12 protein-coding genes are annotated in these 17077 nt (G+C 61.8%); 4 read left to right on the top strand and 8 right to left on the bottom strand.

The genetic code is table 11. The features are described from left to right. The first annotated feature begins 21 nt into the window (after positions 1-21). Both ACVTFQ_RS22780 and ACVTFQ_RS22775 read left to right on the top strand, forming a co-directional pair. Positions 22-7056, top strand: a complete 7035-nt coding sequence (locus ACVTFQ_RS22780) for a DUF4082 domain-containing protein (protein ID WP_113201005.1) — start codon at positions 22-24, stop codon at positions 7054-7056. 49 nt (positions 7057-7105) lie between these two features. Continuing rightward, positions 7106-8329, top strand: a complete 1224-nt coding sequence (locus ACVTFQ_RS22775; RefSeq protein WP_470424172.1) for a GTP-binding protein — start codon at positions 7106-7108, stop codon at positions 8327-8329. A gap of 316 nt (positions 8330-8645) precedes the next feature. On the opposite strand, the gene ACVTFQ_RS22770 is transcribed toward ACVTFQ_RS22775, so the two are convergent. Continuing rightward, positions 8646-8849 (bottom strand): cold-shock protein, encoded by a 204-nt coding sequence (locus ACVTFQ_RS22770; RefSeq protein WP_018896919.1) that lies wholly within the window; start codon positions 8847-8849, stop codon positions 8646-8648. 224 nt (positions 8850-9073) lie between these two features. On the opposite strand from ACVTFQ_RS22770, the gene ACVTFQ_RS22765 reads away from it, so the two are divergent. Further along, positions 9074-9370, top strand: a complete 297-nt coding sequence (locus ACVTFQ_RS22765) for a YkgJ family cysteine cluster protein (protein WP_047503510.1) — start codon at positions 9074-9076, stop codon at positions 9368-9370. On the opposite strand, the gene solA is transcribed toward ACVTFQ_RS22765, so the two are convergent. From solA to ACVTFQ_RS22735, 6 genes are all read right to left on the bottom strand, one after another. Beyond that, a complete protein-coding gene (gene solA, locus ACVTFQ_RS22760; protein ID WP_113176736.1) occupies positions 9367-10527 on the bottom strand; it encodes an N-methyl-L-tryptophan oxidase in 1161 nt (386 codons plus the stop codon). The two genes, ACVTFQ_RS22765 and solA, sit on opposite strands and share 4 nt — an antisense overlap. Before the next feature lie 10 nt (positions 10528-10537). After that, on the bottom strand, positions 10538-12031 hold the full coding sequence (locus ACVTFQ_RS22755) for an HAL/PAL/TAL family ammonia-lyase (protein ID WP_113176737.1): 1494 nt from the start codon (positions 12029-12031) through the stop codon (positions 10538-10540). Further along, positions 12028-12804 carry an ABC transporter ATP-binding protein gene (locus ACVTFQ_RS22750; protein WP_047503518.1) on the bottom strand — a complete coding sequence of 259 codons (777 nt, stop codon included), beginning with the start codon at positions 12802-12804 and terminating at the stop codon, positions 12028-12030. Before ACVTFQ_RS22750 ends, ACVTFQ_RS22755 begins: the two co-directional genes overlap by 4 nt. A 27-nt stretch (positions 12805-12831) precedes the next feature. Then, positions 12832-13536, bottom strand: a complete 705-nt coding sequence (locus ACVTFQ_RS22745) for an ABC transporter permease (RefSeq protein WP_047503521.1) — start codon at positions 13534-13536, stop codon at positions 12832-12834. Between the two features lie 10 nt (positions 13537-13546). After that, on the bottom strand, positions 13547-14272 hold the full coding sequence (locus ACVTFQ_RS22740) for an ABC transporter permease (protein ID WP_047503529.1): 726 nt from the start codon (positions 14270-14272) through the stop codon (positions 13547-13549). Between the two features lie 96 nt (positions 14273-14368). Beyond that, positions 14369-15211 (bottom strand): transporter substrate-binding domain-containing protein, encoded by an 843-nt coding sequence (locus ACVTFQ_RS22735; RefSeq protein WP_111565076.1) that lies wholly within the window; start codon positions 15209-15211, stop codon positions 14369-14371. 186 nt (positions 15212-15397) lie between these two features. On the opposite strand from ACVTFQ_RS22735, the gene hutC reads away from it, so the two are divergent. Continuing rightward, complete coding sequence (gene hutC, locus ACVTFQ_RS22730; protein WP_112435985.1) at positions 15398-16153, top strand: histidine utilization repressor; 756 nt, start codon at positions 15398-15400, stop codon at positions 16151-16153. A 317-nt stretch (positions 16154-16470) separates the two neighbouring features. Here the strand turns inward: hutC and ACVTFQ_RS22725 are convergent, their stop codons facing one another. Next, positions 16471-17073, bottom strand: coding sequence for an outer membrane protein (locus ACVTFQ_RS22725; protein ID WP_113176739.1), 603 nt, complete (start codon positions 17071-17073; stop codon positions 16471-16473). Positions 17074-17077 lie beyond the last annotated feature (4 nt).

Raw genomic sequence — 17077 nt, 5'->3', positions numbered from 1 at the left:
AATTAAGCGAGAGGGCATGCCATGTATCGCAGCGCGCACCGATGGGCTCCCCGTTCGATATTAACGGACCTGTTCGATCCTCGTTGGTGGCTAAGCGCTGGCGGAACGACGAAAGCGCGCGCGGCGCCGAAGAAGGAGGAGACGGGCGATGAGCTTGCCACCGCTCCCGGCCAGGCCTTGGGTGAGAAGAAATATGATGGTGCGCTTGGACACCTGAGCGATAATTCAGCGCTCGGCGAGAATGGTACCACCCAGGAAGAGGATACGGCTGGCATCGTCGATGCCCGGCTTGACGGCGAGCATTCGCCATCCGCACGCGACGGCAATTCTGCGACAACAGGCGATATCTCGGCGCATGGCGGCCGTCACCCGACGCATTCGCGGTTCTCAACCGTGGCCGGTACCTCTGGCTTTGCAAGCGCACCTGCATCGGCGAGTTTGTCGTCGCTGCACGGTGCGCGCTTCGCAAGCGGATCGATGAGTGGCGATCCGCTTGCTCCGTTCCTGCGGCCGAGTGCCGTGTCCGGCGGACGTGGTTCAGCCGTCTCCACGGGCGGATCCAGCGATTCCGGCCACGTCGTCATCCTGGATTCGGCACCGTCCGGCCAGACAACCGCCCACGTCACGGGCTCGCAGTTTCTTGCGTTCGGCATGCCTTTCAGCGTTTGCGGATGCGGTTACTACAACTCGCCAACCCGGATTCTCGAGCTTGCCAAGGACAGCGGCATTCTCCAGCCCGATGGTCAGCTGCCGGGCACTCGGCTGGTGGAGGGACCGGACTACATCTCGACGGGCAAGTCGGCGATGGGTGCCTCTGTCAGCGATCCGCTTCTTGACCGCAACCTCTCATTCGCCACGACGTGGACGGGAACCGCGAACTGGAGCAACGCAACGGGCCCAGCTGGGTCATTGCCGGGCGGCGGAGAGATGGGCGGCGCCAACGCGACCAAGGGGACCGGCGTGCTGACCGGTTCGGTTACCACCGCGCAGCTCACGCAGCGCGCCGCGACGCAAAGCTTCGCGGTCACGGCCGCCGCCGCGGCTGCGCCCAATAACATCATCGTCGCAGAGAACCTGAAGCAGGGTAATCCGGAAAGCGAATGGGGCATCGACGGCGCTGGCAGCTCCAATATCGAAGGCTTCGCGACCGATATCAGCGTCGACAACGGCAAGACGATCAGCTTCAAGATCAACACGGATTCCAGCAACTATCGCATCGATATCTACCGCCTCGGCTACTACGGCGGAATGGGTGCCCGCAAGGTTGACACCATCCAGCACACAGGGGTGCAATCGCAGCCCACTCCGCTGCGCAATGCGGCGACCGGGACTGTCGATGCGGGCAACTGGTCGGTATCGGCATCGTGGACGGTGCCCGATGATGCCGTGTCCGGCGTCTACATCGCCAAACTGGTCCGCCAGGACGGGACGTTCGGCGAAAACCATATTCCGTTTATCGTTCGTGACGACGACAGCCACAGCGATATCGTTTTCCAGACCGCGGACCAGACCTGGCAGGCCTATAACGGCTGGGGCGGCGCGAACTTCTATGGCGGCAACGGCCCGGCGACAGGGCAGGGTGCCGGTCGCGCCTACGCCGTCAGCTATAACCGGCCGATCGCGACACGCGGCGAAGTTGGCACATTTGCCGGCCCCCAGGATTATCTGTTCGGCGCCGAATATGCCGGTATCTACTGGCTGGAGCAGAACGGCTACGACGTGTCCTACATCTCGGGTGTCGATGCCGATCGCTACGGGAGCCTGCTTCTCAATCACAAGACATATGTGGATGCCGGGCATGACGAATACTGGTCCGGCCAGCAACGCACCAATGTCGAAGCGGCGCGTGATGCGGGCGTCAACCTCATGTTCTGGAGTGGCAACGAGGTCTATTGGCGCACCCGCTGGGGCAACGCCTACAGCGCCGACGGCACGCCATATCGTACGCTCATCTCCTATAAGGAGACGTGGTCGCCAGGTGCCAGCATCGATCCCTCAAGCGAGTGGACCGGCACCTTCCGCGATCCACGGCTCAGCCCGCCGGCCATCGGCGGCGGAAATCCGGAAAACTCCCTGACCGGACAGTTGTTCAAGGTCGATGATGTCGGCACCAACCTGCAGTCGATCACCGTCACTTATGACGATGCCAACCTGCGCTTCTGGCGCAACACGAGCATCGCCAATCTGCAGCCCGGTCAAACCGCAACGCTCACCAAGAATTATCTCGGATACGAGTGGGATGAGGCGGTCGATAACGGCTTCGATCCGGCAGGTCTTGTGAAGTTGTCGTCTACGACGCTTCCTGTTAGCACCTATCTCTTCGACTACGGCAACACGACCGGCAATGCCGTCGCGACGCATAATCTGACATTGTATCGTGCGCCGAGCGGTGCGCTGGTTTTCGGCGCGGGCACGGTCTACTGGACCTGGGGCCTCAGCGACAACCACGACAATCAGGCGACACCGACCGATCCGCGCGTACAGCAGGCGATGGTCAATCTGCTTGCCGACATGGGCATTCAGCCGGGAACGCTGCAGGCAGGACTGGTCGCGGCTACCGGGTCGACCGATCACACAGCTCCGACCTCTGTCATAACGGTCCCAGCGACGGCGGCGGTTGGATCCAGCATCACCATCACCGGAACCGCGGTGGACGCAGGCGGCGGGGTGATCGCGGGTGTCGAGGTCTCCACCGACAACGGAGCAAGCTGGCATCCCGCGACCGGTGACGAGAACTGGACGTATGCATGGTCACCTCAGACCGCCGGTACCTACACCATCCTCTCCCGCGCGGTCGACGACAGCATCAACCTTGAAAGGCCGTCGGCGGGGAAAACGATTACCGTAAGCGGACCGAGTTTCACCTCGCTGTTCCTCGGCTCGACGCCAACCATCGTCAATACCGACGACCAGGCGTCCGTTGAACTGGGTGTTCGTTTCCAGACCTCGGTCGCAGGCACGATCAGCGGCATTCGGTTCTATAAGGGCAGCCAGGACACCAGCACCCACACCGGTTCACTCTGGTCGAGCACGGGCGTTCAACTCGGAACGCTGACGTTTACGGGTGAAACGGCGAGTGGCTGGCAGACGGCTTATTTCACAAGTCCAATCACGATCACGCCCGGCCAGATCTACACGGCGTCCTACCACACCGATACCGGCCGCTATTCTTCGACAACCAATTACTTCACATCCGATGTGATCAGCGGGCCGCTGACCGCGCCTGCGAGCAACAACGGCGTCTATCGCTACGGCACCGGTAGCCTGTTCCCAACCGCCACGTTCCAAGCGGAGAACTACTGGGTCGACGTGATGTTCAATGCCGGCTCGGCGCCTGCGAACACGGCTCCGACGGCGGTTGCCGATACCGGAGACGCGACGGAGAAGGGCGGGGTGGCCAATGGGTCCGGCGGTGTTGCAGCCACTGGCAATGTGCTGACCAACGATACCGATCCCGACAGCGGCGACACCAAGACTTTAACGGCTGTCAGATTTGGCACCACCGCGGGCACGCTCGGCTCGGCGCTCAACGGCACCTACGGCAGCCTCGTTCTGAACGCGGCCGGCACCTACACCTACACGATCAACGAGAGCAGTGCTGCGGTTCAGGCTCTGCGGCTGTCGACCAACACGCTGAGTGAAGTCTTCAACTACACGATGCGCGATACGGCCGGCGCCACGGCCTCGTCGACGCTGACGATCACGATCCATGGCGCCAACGACGCCCCGGTTCTGGCGGCACAGACGGCGGCGCAGAACGCCACTGTCGGCACGGCCTTCTCGCTGGCGCTGCCGGCCAACACCTTCACCGATGTCGATACCGGCGACACGTTGACCTACAGCTCGACGCTGGCCGATGGTTCGGCACTCCCATCCTGGCTGAGCTTCAATGCCGCAACGCGAACCTTCAGCGGCACGCCGACGGCAGCCGGTACACTCAGTGTGCGGGTCACCGCCACCGATACAGGCGGTCTTGCCACCAACGAGACCTTCAACATCGCCGTGTCGATCCCCGGCAACACGACACCGACGGCGGTCGCCGATATCGGCGACGCAACGGAAAAGGGCGGTATCGCCAATGGGTCCGGCGGCGTTGCCGCCACCGGCAACGTGCTGACGAACGATACCGATCCGGACAGTGGCGACACCAAGACGGTCAGCGCGGTCAGCTTCGGATCGACAGCAGGCACCCTTGGCTCGGCCCTCAACGGCACCTATGGCAGTCTGGTCCTGAATGCCGCCGGCACCTACACCTACACGATCAACGAGAACAGTGCTGCGGTTCAGGCGCTGCGGCTGTCGACCAACACGCTGAGTGAAGTCTTCAACTACACGATGCGCGATACGGCCGGCGCCACGGCAAGTTCAACGCTGACCATCACCATCCACGGCGCCAACGACGCCCCGGTTCTGGCTGCACAGACGGCAGCGCAGAACGCCACTGTCGGCACGGCCTTCTCGCTGGCACTGCCGGCCAACACCTTCACCGATGTCGATACCGGCGACACGTTGACCTACAGCTCGACGCTGGCCGATGGCTCGGCACTGCCGTCCTGGCTGAGCTTCAATGCCGCAACGCGGACCTTCAGCGGGACGCCGACGGCAGCGGGCACGACCAGTGTGCGGGTCACAGCCACCGATCTTGGCGGTCTTGCCACCAGCGAGACCTTCAACATCACGGCTACGACGGCGCCGACCACCTACAGCCTGTTTACGGCTGCGAATACGCCGGTACAGACCAATCTCAACGACGGGTCGCAGCTCGAACTCGGCGTCAAGTTCCAGTCGAACGTCGCCGGCACGATCACGGGTATCAAGTTCTATCGCAGCGCCAACGACAACGGCCAGAACGTCGTCGATCTCTGGAGCTCGACAGGCACCAAGCTTGCCACGGCGACCTACTCAAGCACGACAGGGAGCGGATGGCAGACGGTGAACTTCGGCACAGCCGTCTCGATCTCGGCCAACACCACCTACATCGCGTCGTATCACACGACCGGTACCTACGTGGCGACCAACAATTACTTCACCAACGCCGTCACCAGCGGCCCTCTGACCGCCATGTCGAACGCAACAGCCGGCGGCAATGGCGTCTATGCTTACGGTGGAACCGCGACAGCGGGGATCTTCCCCAACGCCACCTATGGCTCATCGAACTACTGGGTGGACGTTGTCTTCAGCAATGGCTCCGCGCCTGCGAACACGGCTCCGACGGCGGTTGCCGATACCGGAGACGCGACGGAGAAGGGCGGGGTGGCCAATGGGTCCGGCGGCGTCGCCGCCACCGGCAACGTGCTGAGCAACGATACCGATCCCGACAGCGGCGACACCAAGACTGTGACGGCTGTCAGCTTCGGATCGACGGCAGGCACCCTCGGTTCGGCCCTCAATGGCACCTATGGCAGCCTCGTTCTATCGGCTGCGGGTGCTTACACCTACACGATCAACGAAAGCAGTGCTGCGGTTCAGGCTCTGCGGCTGTCGACCAACACGCTAAGTGAAATCTTCAACTACACGATGCGCGATACGGCTGGCGCCACGGCCTCCTCGACGCTAACCATCACCATCCATGGCGCCAACGACGCCCCGGTTCTGGCTGCACAGACGGCAGCGCAGAGCGCCACTGTCGGTACTGCCTTCTCGCTGGCGCTGCCGGCCAACACCTTCACCGATGTCGACACCGGCGACACGCTGACCTACAGCTCGACGCTGGCCGATGGTTCGGCACTGCCGTCTTGGCTGAGCTTCAATGCCGCAACGCGGACCTTCAGCGGCACGCCGACGGCAGCGGGCACGCTCAGTGTGCGGGTCACCGCCACCGATCTTGGCGGTCTTGCCACCAACGAGACCTTCAACATCGCCGTGTCAATTCCCGGCAACACGACACCAACGGCTGTCGCCGATATCGGCGATGCAACGGAAAAGGGCGGCATTGCCAATGGGTCCGGCGGTGTTGCCGCCACCGGCAACGTGCTCACCAACGATACCGATCCCGACAGCGGCGACACCAAGACTGTGACAGCTGTCAGCTTCGGATCGACGGCAGGCACGCTCGGCTCGGCGCTCAACGGCACTTACGGTAGCCTCGTTCTATCGGCTGCGGGTGCTTACACCTACACGATCAACGAAAGCAGTGCTGCGGTTCAGGCCCTGCGGCTGTCGACCAACACGCTGAGCGAAGTCTTCAACTACACGATGCGTGACACTGCCGGCGCCACAGCCTCCTCGACGCTGACCATCACCATCCACGGCGCCAACGACGCCCCGGTTCTGGCGGCACAGACGGCAGCACAGAACGCCACTGTCGGCACGGCCTTCTCGCTGGTATTGCCGGCCAACACCTTCACCGATGTCGATACCGGCGACACCCTGACCTACAGCTCAACGCTTGCGGATGGTTCGGCACTGCCGTCCTGGCTGAGCTTCAATGCCACGACGCGGACCTTTAGCGGCACGCCGACGGCAGCCGGCACGACCAGTGTGCGGGTCACTGCCACCGATCTTGGCGGTCTTGCCACCAGCGAGACCTTCAACATCACGGCTACAACGGCGCCGACCACCTACAGCCTGTTTACGGCTGCGAATACGCCGGCACAGACCAATCTCAACGACGGGTCGCAGCTCGAACTTGGGGTCAAGTTCCAGTCGAACGTCGCCGGCACGATCACGGGCATCAAGTTCTATCGCAGCGCCAACGACAACGGCCAGAACGTCGTCGATCTCTGGAGCTCGACAGGCACCAAGCTTGCCACGGCCACATACTCAAGCACCACAGGGAGCGGTTGGCAGACGGTGAACTTCGGCACAGCCGTCTCGATCTCGGCTAACACCACCTACATCGCGTCGTATCACACGACCGGTACTTATGTGGCGACCGATGGCTACTTCACCAACTCCGTCAGCAACGGCCCGTTGACTGCCATGTCCAGCGCTTTGGCCGGAGGCAACGGGGTCTATGCCTATGGTGGAACCGCGACCTCGGGCATCTTCCCGAACAGCACCTACGACTCGGCGAATTACTGGGCCGACGTCGTCTTCAAACCACTGGCGGCGTAGGACACTAAACGGTCGATCGAATGAGGCAGACACAAAGACGATGGACATGATGATGACAACCCCGCACGAGCGGGGCAAGGAGGCGCCGCAAAGTGCCGTCAAGAAACTGCCCGTCACGGTGTTGGCCGGGTTTCTCGGCGCGGGCAAGACCACGCTTCTGACCCATGTCCTGACCAACCGCGAGGGGCTGCGCGTCGCGGTGATCGTCAACGACATGAGCGACGTCAACATAGACGCCAGCCTTATCCGCGATAGCGGCTGCGACCTGTCGCACACCACCGAGACCCTGATCGAGCTCAGCAATGGCTGTATCTGCTGTACCCTGCGCGACGATCTGCTCGCGGAAGTGCGGCAGTTGGCGCAAGGCGGACGCTACGACTACCTGCTGATCGAGGGGACCGGTATCGCCGAGCCGCGACCGATCGCGGCGACATTCTCGTTTCGCGACGAGAGCGGCTTTTCACTGTCCGACTTCGCGACGCTCGATACGATGGTAACCGTTGTCGACGCGGCCAATCTTCTCAACGAATACAGCCGCGCCGATCTTCTAAGCGACCGCGGAATGCAGCGAGACAACGAGGACACCCGTACGCTCGTCGACCTCCTCGTCGATCAGATCGAATTCGCCGATGTCGTCGTGATCAACAAGATCGGGGATGCGACCGAGGATCAGCGCGCCGATGTTCGCAAGGTGGTGGCCGCGCTCAACCCGCAAGCGCGACAGATCGAGGTGGACTACGGTCGGCTGCCGCTCGATACAATCCTCAACACCGGGCTTTTCGATGAGGAGAAGGCGGCCGAAAATCCGCTTTGGTACAAAGAACTATACCAACCGGAGGCGCATGTTCCGGAGACCGAGGAATATGGTGTTTCGAGCTTCGTCTATCGCGCCAGGCGGCCTTTCGATCCTGGCAAGCTCGTCGCCTTTCTGGATGCGCCGTGGCCGGGTGTTGTTCGCGCCAAGGGGCATTTCTGGCTCGCCACACGTCCGCATCACGTCGGCCTGATGTCGGCGGCGGGCGTACAGCGACGCTGCGAACCTATGGGGTTTTGGTGGGCCACCATTCCGCGCGAGGATTGGCCTGATCATCCGCAGTTTGAGGCCCAGATGCGAAGCCAATGGGACGATGCCTGGGGTGACCGACGGCAGGAGTTGGTCTTTATCGGTGTCGACATGGATCAGGCTGGTATCCGCGCAGCGCTTGACGGCTGTCTCGCGAGTGCCAATCCGCATGATTGGCCCGAGCTCGAAGACCCGTTCCCTGCTTGGTGATCCCGCGTTGCTTGGCGACCGCCCCTGCACAGGCGCTTAATGCTCAAGGCAAATAAAAAGTTCATGGGGAATGAAACTGGATCGACGTTTTCTGCGTAATGGCTCCCAAAATGGCATGGAATTGCGTGGAGCAGCAGTTGCGTCTTTTAATAATGGTGCTTGGTATACTTACGTTACTCGCGTGGATTGTGACTTTTTATCTCACCTCGATCTATCATTAGTATTGGTTGAGCATGCGCTAGACCGGCAGCTGCCTGTTCGCGAGTTGATCTAGCCTGCCGCACCAGGCGGCAGGCTAGACGCTTTAAACGTTCAATCAGAGGATGGAGACGTTTTCAGCCTTCGACTTGCCGGTCTTGCGGTCCTGGCCGAGGTCGAAGCTGACCTTGTCGCCTTCGCGAAGCGAAGCGCCGCGCGGCAGGGCAGTGATGTGAACGAAAACGTCGGTTCCGCCGTTCTCTGGCGTGATGAAACCGAAGCCCTTGTCCTCGTTGAAGAATTTAACAGTACCCTCAGGCATGGATATTCCCTTTTAAGTGTTTTGCTTGCAATGGCGACGCGAACCTATAGTGCTGTCGCGCGTCCATCAACTCCCAGCATGCCTTCGAGCCACTTCATTTGCATGAAATATGAATTTTGGTCCGCCTGCAGCCCGATTAGACGCGTCGCAGGGGCGATAGCGCCAAAATCGACAAAGTCTCGTTGCATACTTCGGGACGAATTCTTCGGAAAAAGAAAGCGCCGATGACCATTTCAGCCGATTTCGATTGTCAGACCTGCGGCGCCTGCTGTTCGTACTCGTCAAGTTGGCCGCGATTCTCCGTCGAAACAGATGCCGATCTCGACCGCTTGCCAGCCCGCTTCGTCGCCGATGATCTAACGGGCATGCGCTGTCATGACAATCGCTGCTCGGCCCTGGATGGCACCGTTGGTTCGGGCACATCATGCATGGTCTACGAAATCAGGCCGCAAGTGTGCCGCGACTGTCTTCCCGGCGATGGCGAATGTCTTGAGGCGCGCGCCGCCTTCGGCTTCCGCTAACTGGCCGCTCTTCCATCCAGATATCGCCGCATCGCATCGAAGGAGAACGCAGCGATCGGCAGCTTGCTCCCGCCATCAAGCGCGAGATCGGCAAGGATTTCACCGACGACGCTGGTGAACTTGAAGCCGTGTCCCGAGCAGGGCGAGGCGACAACGATGTTGGAGTTTGATGGAGCAAGGTCGAGCAGGAAATCCTCGCTCGGCAGCATCGTGTAGCGGCATGTCATGGCGCTGGCTCGCAAGCCGGCAGCGGCCGGCAGGCGCCTGGCGATAAAGCCATCAAGCAATGCGGTGTCGGTATCGTTGACCGGCGGGTTTGGCTGGTTCGGGTCGACCGGCTCGCGGAAATGCGCATGCCTGCCGACCTTGACGCCATCCACGCCAATGGCGGGGAAGCCGAAATAGGATCCTTCGTCACCCTCGTCGCGCAGGAAACATGGCATGCGGCCGGGCTGAGTGACGAAGCCGTTGCGCGGCTGGTACCAGGCCACGACCTGGCGGATCGGAACGGCATGCTCTCGCAGCTCCGGCACGAGTTCCGCAATCCACGATCCCGTGGCGACAATCACCTTGCGAGAGCGGTAAGTTCCCTCGGCGGATCGGATGGTGACGCCTGCATCGTCGGGCTCGATCGATGTCACGCGTTCGCCGAAATGAAGCACGGCGCCATCTTCCGCCGCAAGCTTCAGGTAGCCCATGACCGCCGTCTCCGGACGCAGGTAGCCGCCCTGCGGGTCGAGGATGGCGATCTCGTTCTGGTCGAGCTGAAACACCGGAAAGCGGCGCGCTGTCTCCTCGCGATCAAGCACCTCGTGCGCCAGGCCATGCATGGCACAGGATGCTCGCGTCCCGCTGACGATCTTGCTGTCCGGAGCCCCGATCTGCAATACACCCGTTATCTCGAGCACATTGGTCCGAAGTCTGGCTTCGAGCGCGCGCCAGTTTTGATAGGCGCGTTGCAGCAGCGGCACGTAGCAGGGGTCCTCGAAGTAGCCGAGACGGATCAAGCGGCTGTCGCCATGCGAAGAGCTTAGAGCATGCGCGGGGTAATAGGCATCGATACCGATCACCTTGACACCGCGGGCGGCCAGGAATGCGACGGCCGCACTGCCCATGGCGCCAAGCCCGACAACGGCAACGTCATATTGAGTGGTCATGGCTGTTCCTTCAGGCAATTGACGGCGGCAAGCTGCGCTGGATCAGCGACCGCACCTGTTCCATATCGAGCGATAGCGGCCGGTCGTCTGCATAGTGGGCGACGACGCCTCGAACGGCGGCGTGGATCATGTCGGTGCCGGCGGCGCGTCGCGCCGTTGCCGACAGGAAGTCATGTGCCTGTGCTGCGGCCATCAGCTCGATGGCGAGGATGTATTCTGCGTTGTCGATGATCGAAAGAAGCTTGTTTGCGGCCGCCGTCGGGTGGGCGAGAAAGTCTTCCTGTAGACCGGATGTCAGCCCGCCATCCAGTGACGCCGGCGCGGCAAGCCGGCGGTTCTCGTTGCTCAAGGCGGCTGCCGTGTACTGAGCGATCATGAAGCCGGAATTGCTCCCAGCATCGCTTGCCAGAAACGCCGGCAAGCCGCTGACAAGCGGATTGACGAGCCGGTCCATGCGCCGTTCGCTCATGGCGGCGATCTGGGCAAGTGCGATACCCAGGCTATCGGCCGCCTGGCCAAGAGCCGGCGCCACTGCATGTGCTTCCGATGAGACAATGGGCGCGTCAGGTGTCCCCGATACGGCGGGGTTGTCGGTGACGGAGGCGAGTTCGCGATCGACGACAGCGCAGGAAGTGTCAAACACATCGCGCGCGGCGCCATGAGCATGCGGTACGGATCGAAGGCTGAGCGCATCCTGTGTGCGCCTGCCGAGCGCCGCCTCCACCAGGCCGCTGCCCGCGAGATAGCGACGCAGCCGGGAGCCCACGTCCTGGATGCCCTTCGAATGTCGCAGTGCCAGAACATCTTCGTCGAAGGCTGCCATCTGACAGCCGACAGCCTCGAGGGTCAGCGCGGCAATGGCGTCCGCCCAATCGAGCAACCGCTCAGCGCGTGCCAGCGCAACGCTGGAAAGCCCGGTCGCACAGGCCGTGCCGTTGACAAGGCTCAATCCCTCCTTGGCGCCAAGGACAAGTGGCGGCAGATCGAGCGCTGCAAGCGCCTCGCGGCCGGACATCTGTTTTCCGCCAAGATGCGCGTTACCTTCGCCGAGCAGCACGAGCGCCGTATGGGCGTTGTGCGTGAGATAGCCTGCCGAGCCCTTGGCGGGCACATCGGGGATGCAGTCCCGCTCCAGGAACGTCAGGAGATAGCGCAGGATCTCGGATCGCACGCCGGAGTGACCGTGGCTGAAATTGGCGACCTGGGCAGCGATGATGGCGCGTACTTCGCGTGGCGCCAGCCTGTCTCCGACCCCACAGGCATGGCTGAGGATGATGTTGCGGGACAATCGGCTTTGCGACTGGCGATCGACCACCGTATCGGAAAGCGCGCCGACGCCGGTGTTGACGCCATAGGCTCGAACACCGGTCTCGACGATCCGCTCGACAATACGGCTGGCGTTATCCACGCGCTGCCAGGCGGCCTGCGAGAGCGCCAGTGTGTCTCCCTCCGCGACGCGGGCAATATCGCGCCAAGCGAGGACGCCATCGAGAAGAATTGTCATTGTCCGGTTCCGAAGTGACCGATGAACTGCCGGAATGCCGGCGATCCGCCACCACCGAACATCTCGTCGGGCGTGCCGCTGCTGTCGACGACGCCTTCGCGCATGAAGACGACCCGGTTAGAGACGTTGCGGGCGAAGCTCATTTCATGGGTCACGACCAGCATGGTCATGCCCTCTTCGGCAAGCGCGCGCATGACGCGCAACACCTCGCCGACGAGTTCGGGATCGAGTGCCGATGTCGGTTCGTCGAACAGCATCACCTTCGGCTTCATGGCGAGCGCGCGGGCGATCGCAGCGCGCTGCTGCTGGCCGCCCGAAAGATGGGCCGGATAGGCATGACGCTTGTCGGCGATGCCAACCTTTTCAAGCAACGCTTCAGCCTCTGCGATGCACTCGGAGCGCGGGCGCTTCAAGACATGCACCGGGCCTTCGATGATGTTCTGCAGGATGGTCATGTGAGACCAGAGATTGAAGGACTGGAACACCATGCCGAGCTCGGAGCGGATGTGGTCGACCTGCTTCTGGCTTGCGGGCCGGCTTTTGCCGCCCTTGTGGATCATCCTGATCTGCTCACCATCGACCCAGATCTCGCCATCGGTCGCGGTCTCCAGCAGGTTGATACAGCGCAGGAAGGTCGATTTGCCGGAGCCGGAAGCGCCGAGCAGCGAGATGACGTCGCCATCCTGCGCATCAAGCGAGATGCCGCGCAGGACCTCATGGATGCCGAAGCTCTTGCGGATATTGCGGACCGAAAGTCGGGTTACGCCGGGCATGGGTGCTCCATCGGTTTGGTTCTGCTCTTATGCCTTCAACGCGGGCGGCGCGGCGCGGCGATGTCGCGAAAGCGAATACTCAAGCAGGGCCATGGCCTGCAGGATTATGAAGTTCAAAACGAGATAGATGATGGCCGCGCAAAGGAAGACCTCCATCGTCCTATAGGTCTGCGAGATCAGCCTTTGTGCGACGCCGGTCACTTCCCAGACGGTGACGAGGCTTGCAAGCGCCGTCGATTTCATCATCAGCACGATTTCGGTGGAATAGGCGGGCAGGGCATGGCGGAACGCGATTGGCGCCAGGATGCGGCGCACGAGCAGAAAGCCCGACATGCCGATCGAACGTGCCGCTTCGATTTCGCGCGGCGAGACCGCTCGAATGCCGCCTCGGAAGATCTCGGCCGAATAGCCGGCGGTGCACAACGCCAGTGAAAGCACGGCGCAGATGAAGGGTTCGCGCAGGAAAGGCCAGAGGAACGAGTAGCGGATGAAGCCGAACTGGCCGAGGCCGTAGAAGATCAGGAACATCTGGATCAGCAGGGGCGATCCGCGAAAGACGAAGATGTAGCCCTTGGCAAAGGCGGACAGAACCGGGTTTCCACCGACACGCATCCAGACGATCAGCAACGCAAGCAGGCATCCGGAGACCACCGACACCGAAAACAGCGCCAGCGTCGTCGGCACCGCTTTCAAGAGCGTCAGCATGGTTTGGGTGAGAAAGGCGATGTCCATGGGCTTGTCCTTATGCCTTTCCCATCGCCGCCGTCGGCATGCTGCGGTTGGCGCGTCGTTCGGCGCCGTTGAAGACGCGGTCCGACAGGCTGGTCAGGATCAGATAGAGAATGCCGCCGACGATGAAGAACAGAAAATACTGCCGCGTCGAACCCGCCGCCACCTGGCTGGTGCGCATCAACTCGGCGAGGCCGGTAACGGAGATCAGCGCGGAATCCTTTAGGCTTAGCTGCCAGACATTGCCGATGCCGGGAATGGCGAAGCGGAAAACCTGGGGCATGATGATGCGGCGGAAACGCAATGCGCGGTGCATGCCGATCGCCGACGCTGCCTCGAGTTCGCCCTTGGAAATCGCCTGAAAGGCGCCGCGAAAGACTTCGGCCTGATAGGCGCCAGAGATGATGCCGACCGCTAGCGCGCCTGCGATGAAAGACGGCATGCCGAGGAAACCCTCGTAGCCCATCGCCTTGCCGATCGCGGTGACCGCCGAAGAGCCGCCGAAATAGATCAGGTAGATGATGAGAAGTTCAGGCACGCCGCGAAAGACGGTCGTGTAGATATTGCCGAGCGTGGCGAACACGAGGTTGCCGGACAGCTTCGCAGCAGCGACGATCGCGCCGATCACCGCGCCGATCACGAGCGCTGTCGCCGTTACGCACAGGGTGATGAAGGCGGCAAAAAGCAGCAGCGCGCCCCATCCGCCGGAGCCGAATCCAATCAGTGACAATGATGCCATGGCACGTTCCCCGCATGCGTCGCTCGATCGACGACGTTGTCAGACATGCGGTCTCCGGCGCTGGCGTCGGAGACCGGGCTGTGTTTGCCGGAGGCCTTACTGCTGCGGGCTGACGTCGATCTTGAACCACTTCATCGACAGGTTCTTCACGGTGCCATCGGCAAGCGCCGACTTGATCGCTTCGCTGAACTTGTCGCGCAGGTCGGTGTCGGCCTTACGGATGCCAAGCCCTTCACCTTCGCCCCAGATCGATCCGACGATCTCGGGGCCGGTAAAGGCGAGCGCGCCGCCGGCGGTCTCGAACGCGCTGTTGAAATAGACGGCGTCGTCGAAGCCGAGGTCGATACGTCCGTTCTGCAGGTCGAGGTCGCGATCGGCGCCCGTCTTGTATTCGCGGATCTGGGCTATATCACCGAAGTTGTCATAGACGAACTTCGCATAGACGGTGGCGGCCTGGATGCCGATCGTCTTGCCCTTGAAGGCTTCCTTCAGCGCGTCGATTTCCTTCACGCCGGTCTGGCCGGGTGTCATCTTGATGGTCGCGCCAGTGCCGGCGGCATTGGCGAGCGGGCTGTCCTTGGCGGTGGCGAAAGCAGCCGGCGTCGCGGCATAGGGCACAGTGAAGTCGATGATCTGCTTGCGCTCTTCGGTGATAGAGAGCGCATCCATGATGACATCGAACTTGCCGGCATTCAGCGCCGGGATCATGCCGTCCCAATCCGAAGCCACGAGCGTGCATTCGATCTTGGCGCGTTCGCACAGCACCTTGGCCAGTTCGGGTTCGAAGCCGCCGAGCGTGCCGTCGGCATTCGTCATGTTCCATGGCGCATAGGCGCCTTCGAGCGTGATGGTGGCGGTCTTCCAGTCCTTGGCGGAAACGGGAGCGACAAGCCCGGAAAGCGCGACGGCGCTGGATAGAAGAATGGCTGCGAGTTTCATAGAGATCTCCTCTGAAGTGACGATGGCCTTGCGGCCGCGTGATGCCGATCTGCGCCGGCTTGCCTGCCATCCTTCGAAGAGAAGTTGATCAGGTGGTTGTATAGGGTACCATATGAGATAATTTGTGTTATGCAAGAGGAAAGTCGATTGAATGGGCGGATTTCATTCGTGCAAAAGGAATAGGCAATGAAGCATTCCAGCGAGATGAAGCGTGAGCTTGCGCAGAACGATAGCGCGCCGCTCTATGTCGGTGTCAAGCAGATGATTCTCGACCGCATCCAGAGCGGCGAATGGCCGCCGAAATTCCGCGTGCCCTCCGAGAATGAACTGGTCGCCGAACTCGGCGTCAGCAAGATGACGGCGAACCGCGCGCTGCGCGAATTGGCGGCGGAAGGGGAGCTCGTTCGCATCCAGGGCGTCGGCTCGTTCGTGGCGGAGCGCAAAGGTTACTCACCGCTATTCGAGGTCAGAAACATCGCCGACGAGATTGCGGAGCGCGGGCATTCGCACGAAGCGTCAGTCATTGTGATCGCTGAAGAGCCCGCATCTCCGGAGACTGCGGACGCGCTCGATCTCGATATCGGCGCGCCGGTCTTTCATTCGCTGATCGTGCACAGCGAAAATGGCGTACCGGTGCAGATCGAGGACCGTTTCGTCAATCCAGCGGCTGCGCCAGACTATCTCATTCAAGATTTTTCGTCCCAGACGCCGAACGCTTACCTGGTGGCTGCCGCGCCGCTCAGTGGCTCCGAGCACGTGGTGGAGGCGGCGATGCCGCAGGCCTGGGAATGCAAGCTGCTGACGATCCTGAGAAGCGAACCTTGCCTGACCATTCGGCGCCGGACATGGTCTGGCCGCCAGGTGGTCTCGACAGCCCGACTGGTCTATCCCGCGCACCGCTATCGCCTCGAAGCGCGAAGCGGCAAGGTGTTCGAAGAGTAATTGGCGCCCATGTTGTATATGGTACTTGAGCCAGGCGGGATTTAGCTCGGGCTCATGCACCGGGCTGGCCAAATGGGGAGGGGGTAGCCCCGTCTTTCCGGGGTGAGCGTCAGGCTTGTTATCGGCGCTTCTGCGAACGCGAAACACTCAGGGATATGCGACATCGGCGCGAAGCACCGCATACCCCTCAAAGGCAATCTATCTGACCACATTGGGCCAGGCTGCATGATCCGGCGCGCGCTGGTGTGCAGGCAGCGCCGGAGATCTTTTGCGCGAGGAGATGGCGCCAACAATTGCTGACGCCATCCTTACTGCTGTTAGAAGCTGACGTTGAGGCCGGCCTTCAGCGTGTGGTCGTGGACATTGCCCGTCGTGCCGACACCGTTGGAGAAGGTACGCACGCTGTTGGTGATCGTGTAGTTATATTCGACGCGAGCCGAAACATTGGACGTCAGCTTCTGCTCGACACCTGCGCCGAGGATGTAGCCCGGCTTCCAGCCGTCGGGGCCGGCGATGTTGCCGTTGTCACGGAAGTTGGTCATCGCAAAGCCGGCCGTTCCATAGATCAGCGTCTGGTCGATCGGTGCGCCGACCTTGCCCTTGGCGCTCAGGCGGTGACGCTCCTTGAGCTTGCCGTCTTCCACTTTCACGCGACTGTCGCCGAGATAGGAGGCTTCGACTTCGCCGCCGACGACCGCGCCGCCAACCATGGTGTTGTAGCCCGCCTGTCCGCCGACGCTCAGGCCGTTGTTGCCGGAGAAGGGGTTGAGGTTCGGAGAGGCAATGCCGCCGTGGACACCGGCATAGGCGCCTTCCCAGCTGCCGGAAGACGGCTGGTCGTAGGAACCGAAATCGGCTGCCAGAACCGGTGTGGCAAGAAGGCTGAGGGCAAGGGCTGCCGCAAAGGGATTGATACTCATGATA

The organism is Rhizobium sp. O111, from assembly GCF_055616315.1.
This window is presented reverse-complemented; position numbering and strand designations above follow the sequence as displayed.

Excerpts from the sequence above, each read along its gene's own strand:
- ACVTFQ_RS22770 (WP_018896919.1), bottom strand. The coding sequence starts at position 8,849 with ATGCCTGAGGGTACTGTTAAATTCTTCAACGAGGACAAGGGCTTCGGT.
- ACVTFQ_RS22745 (WP_047503521.1), bottom strand. The coding sequence starts at position 13,536 with ATGGACATCGCCTTTCTCACCCAAACCATGCTGACGCTCTTGAAAGCG.
- ACVTFQ_RS22780 (WP_113201005.1), top strand. The coding sequence starts at position 22 with ATGTATCGCAGCGCGCACCGATGGGCTCCCCGTTCGATATTAACGGAC.
- ACVTFQ_RS22755 (WP_113176737.1), bottom strand. The coding sequence starts at position 12,031 with ATGACAATTCTTCTCGATGGCGTCCTCGCTTGGCGCGATATTGCCCGC.
- ACVTFQ_RS22765 (WP_047503510.1), top strand. The coding sequence starts at position 9,074 with ATGACCATTTCAGCCGATTTCGATTGTCAGACCTGCGGCGCCTGCTGT.
- ACVTFQ_RS22750 (WP_047503518.1), bottom strand. The coding sequence starts at position 12,804 with ATGCCCGGCGTAACCCGACTTTCGGTCCGCAATATCCGCAAGAGCTTC.
- ACVTFQ_RS22735 (WP_111565076.1), bottom strand. The coding sequence starts at position 15,211 with ATGAAACTCGCAGCCATTCTTCTATCCAGCGCCGTCGCGCTTTCCGGG.
- solA (WP_113176736.1), bottom strand. The coding sequence starts at position 10,527 with ATGACCACTCAATATGACGTTGCCGTTGTCGGGCTTGGCGCCATGGGC.
- ACVTFQ_RS22740 (WP_047503529.1), bottom strand. The coding sequence starts at position 14,272 with ATGGCATCATTGTCACTGATTGGATTCGGCTCCGGCGGATGGGGCGCG.
- ACVTFQ_RS22725 (WP_113176739.1), bottom strand. The coding sequence starts at position 17,073 with ATGAGTATCAATCCCTTTGCGGCAGCCCTTGCCCTCAGCCTTCTTGCC.
- hutC (WP_112435985.1), top strand. The coding sequence starts at position 15,398 with ATGAAGCATTCCAGCGAGATGAAGCGTGAGCTTGCGCAGAACGATAGC.
- ACVTFQ_RS22775 (WP_470424172.1), top strand. The coding sequence starts at position 7,106 with ATGATGACAACCCCGCACGAGCGGGGCAAGGAGGCGCCGCAAAGTGCC.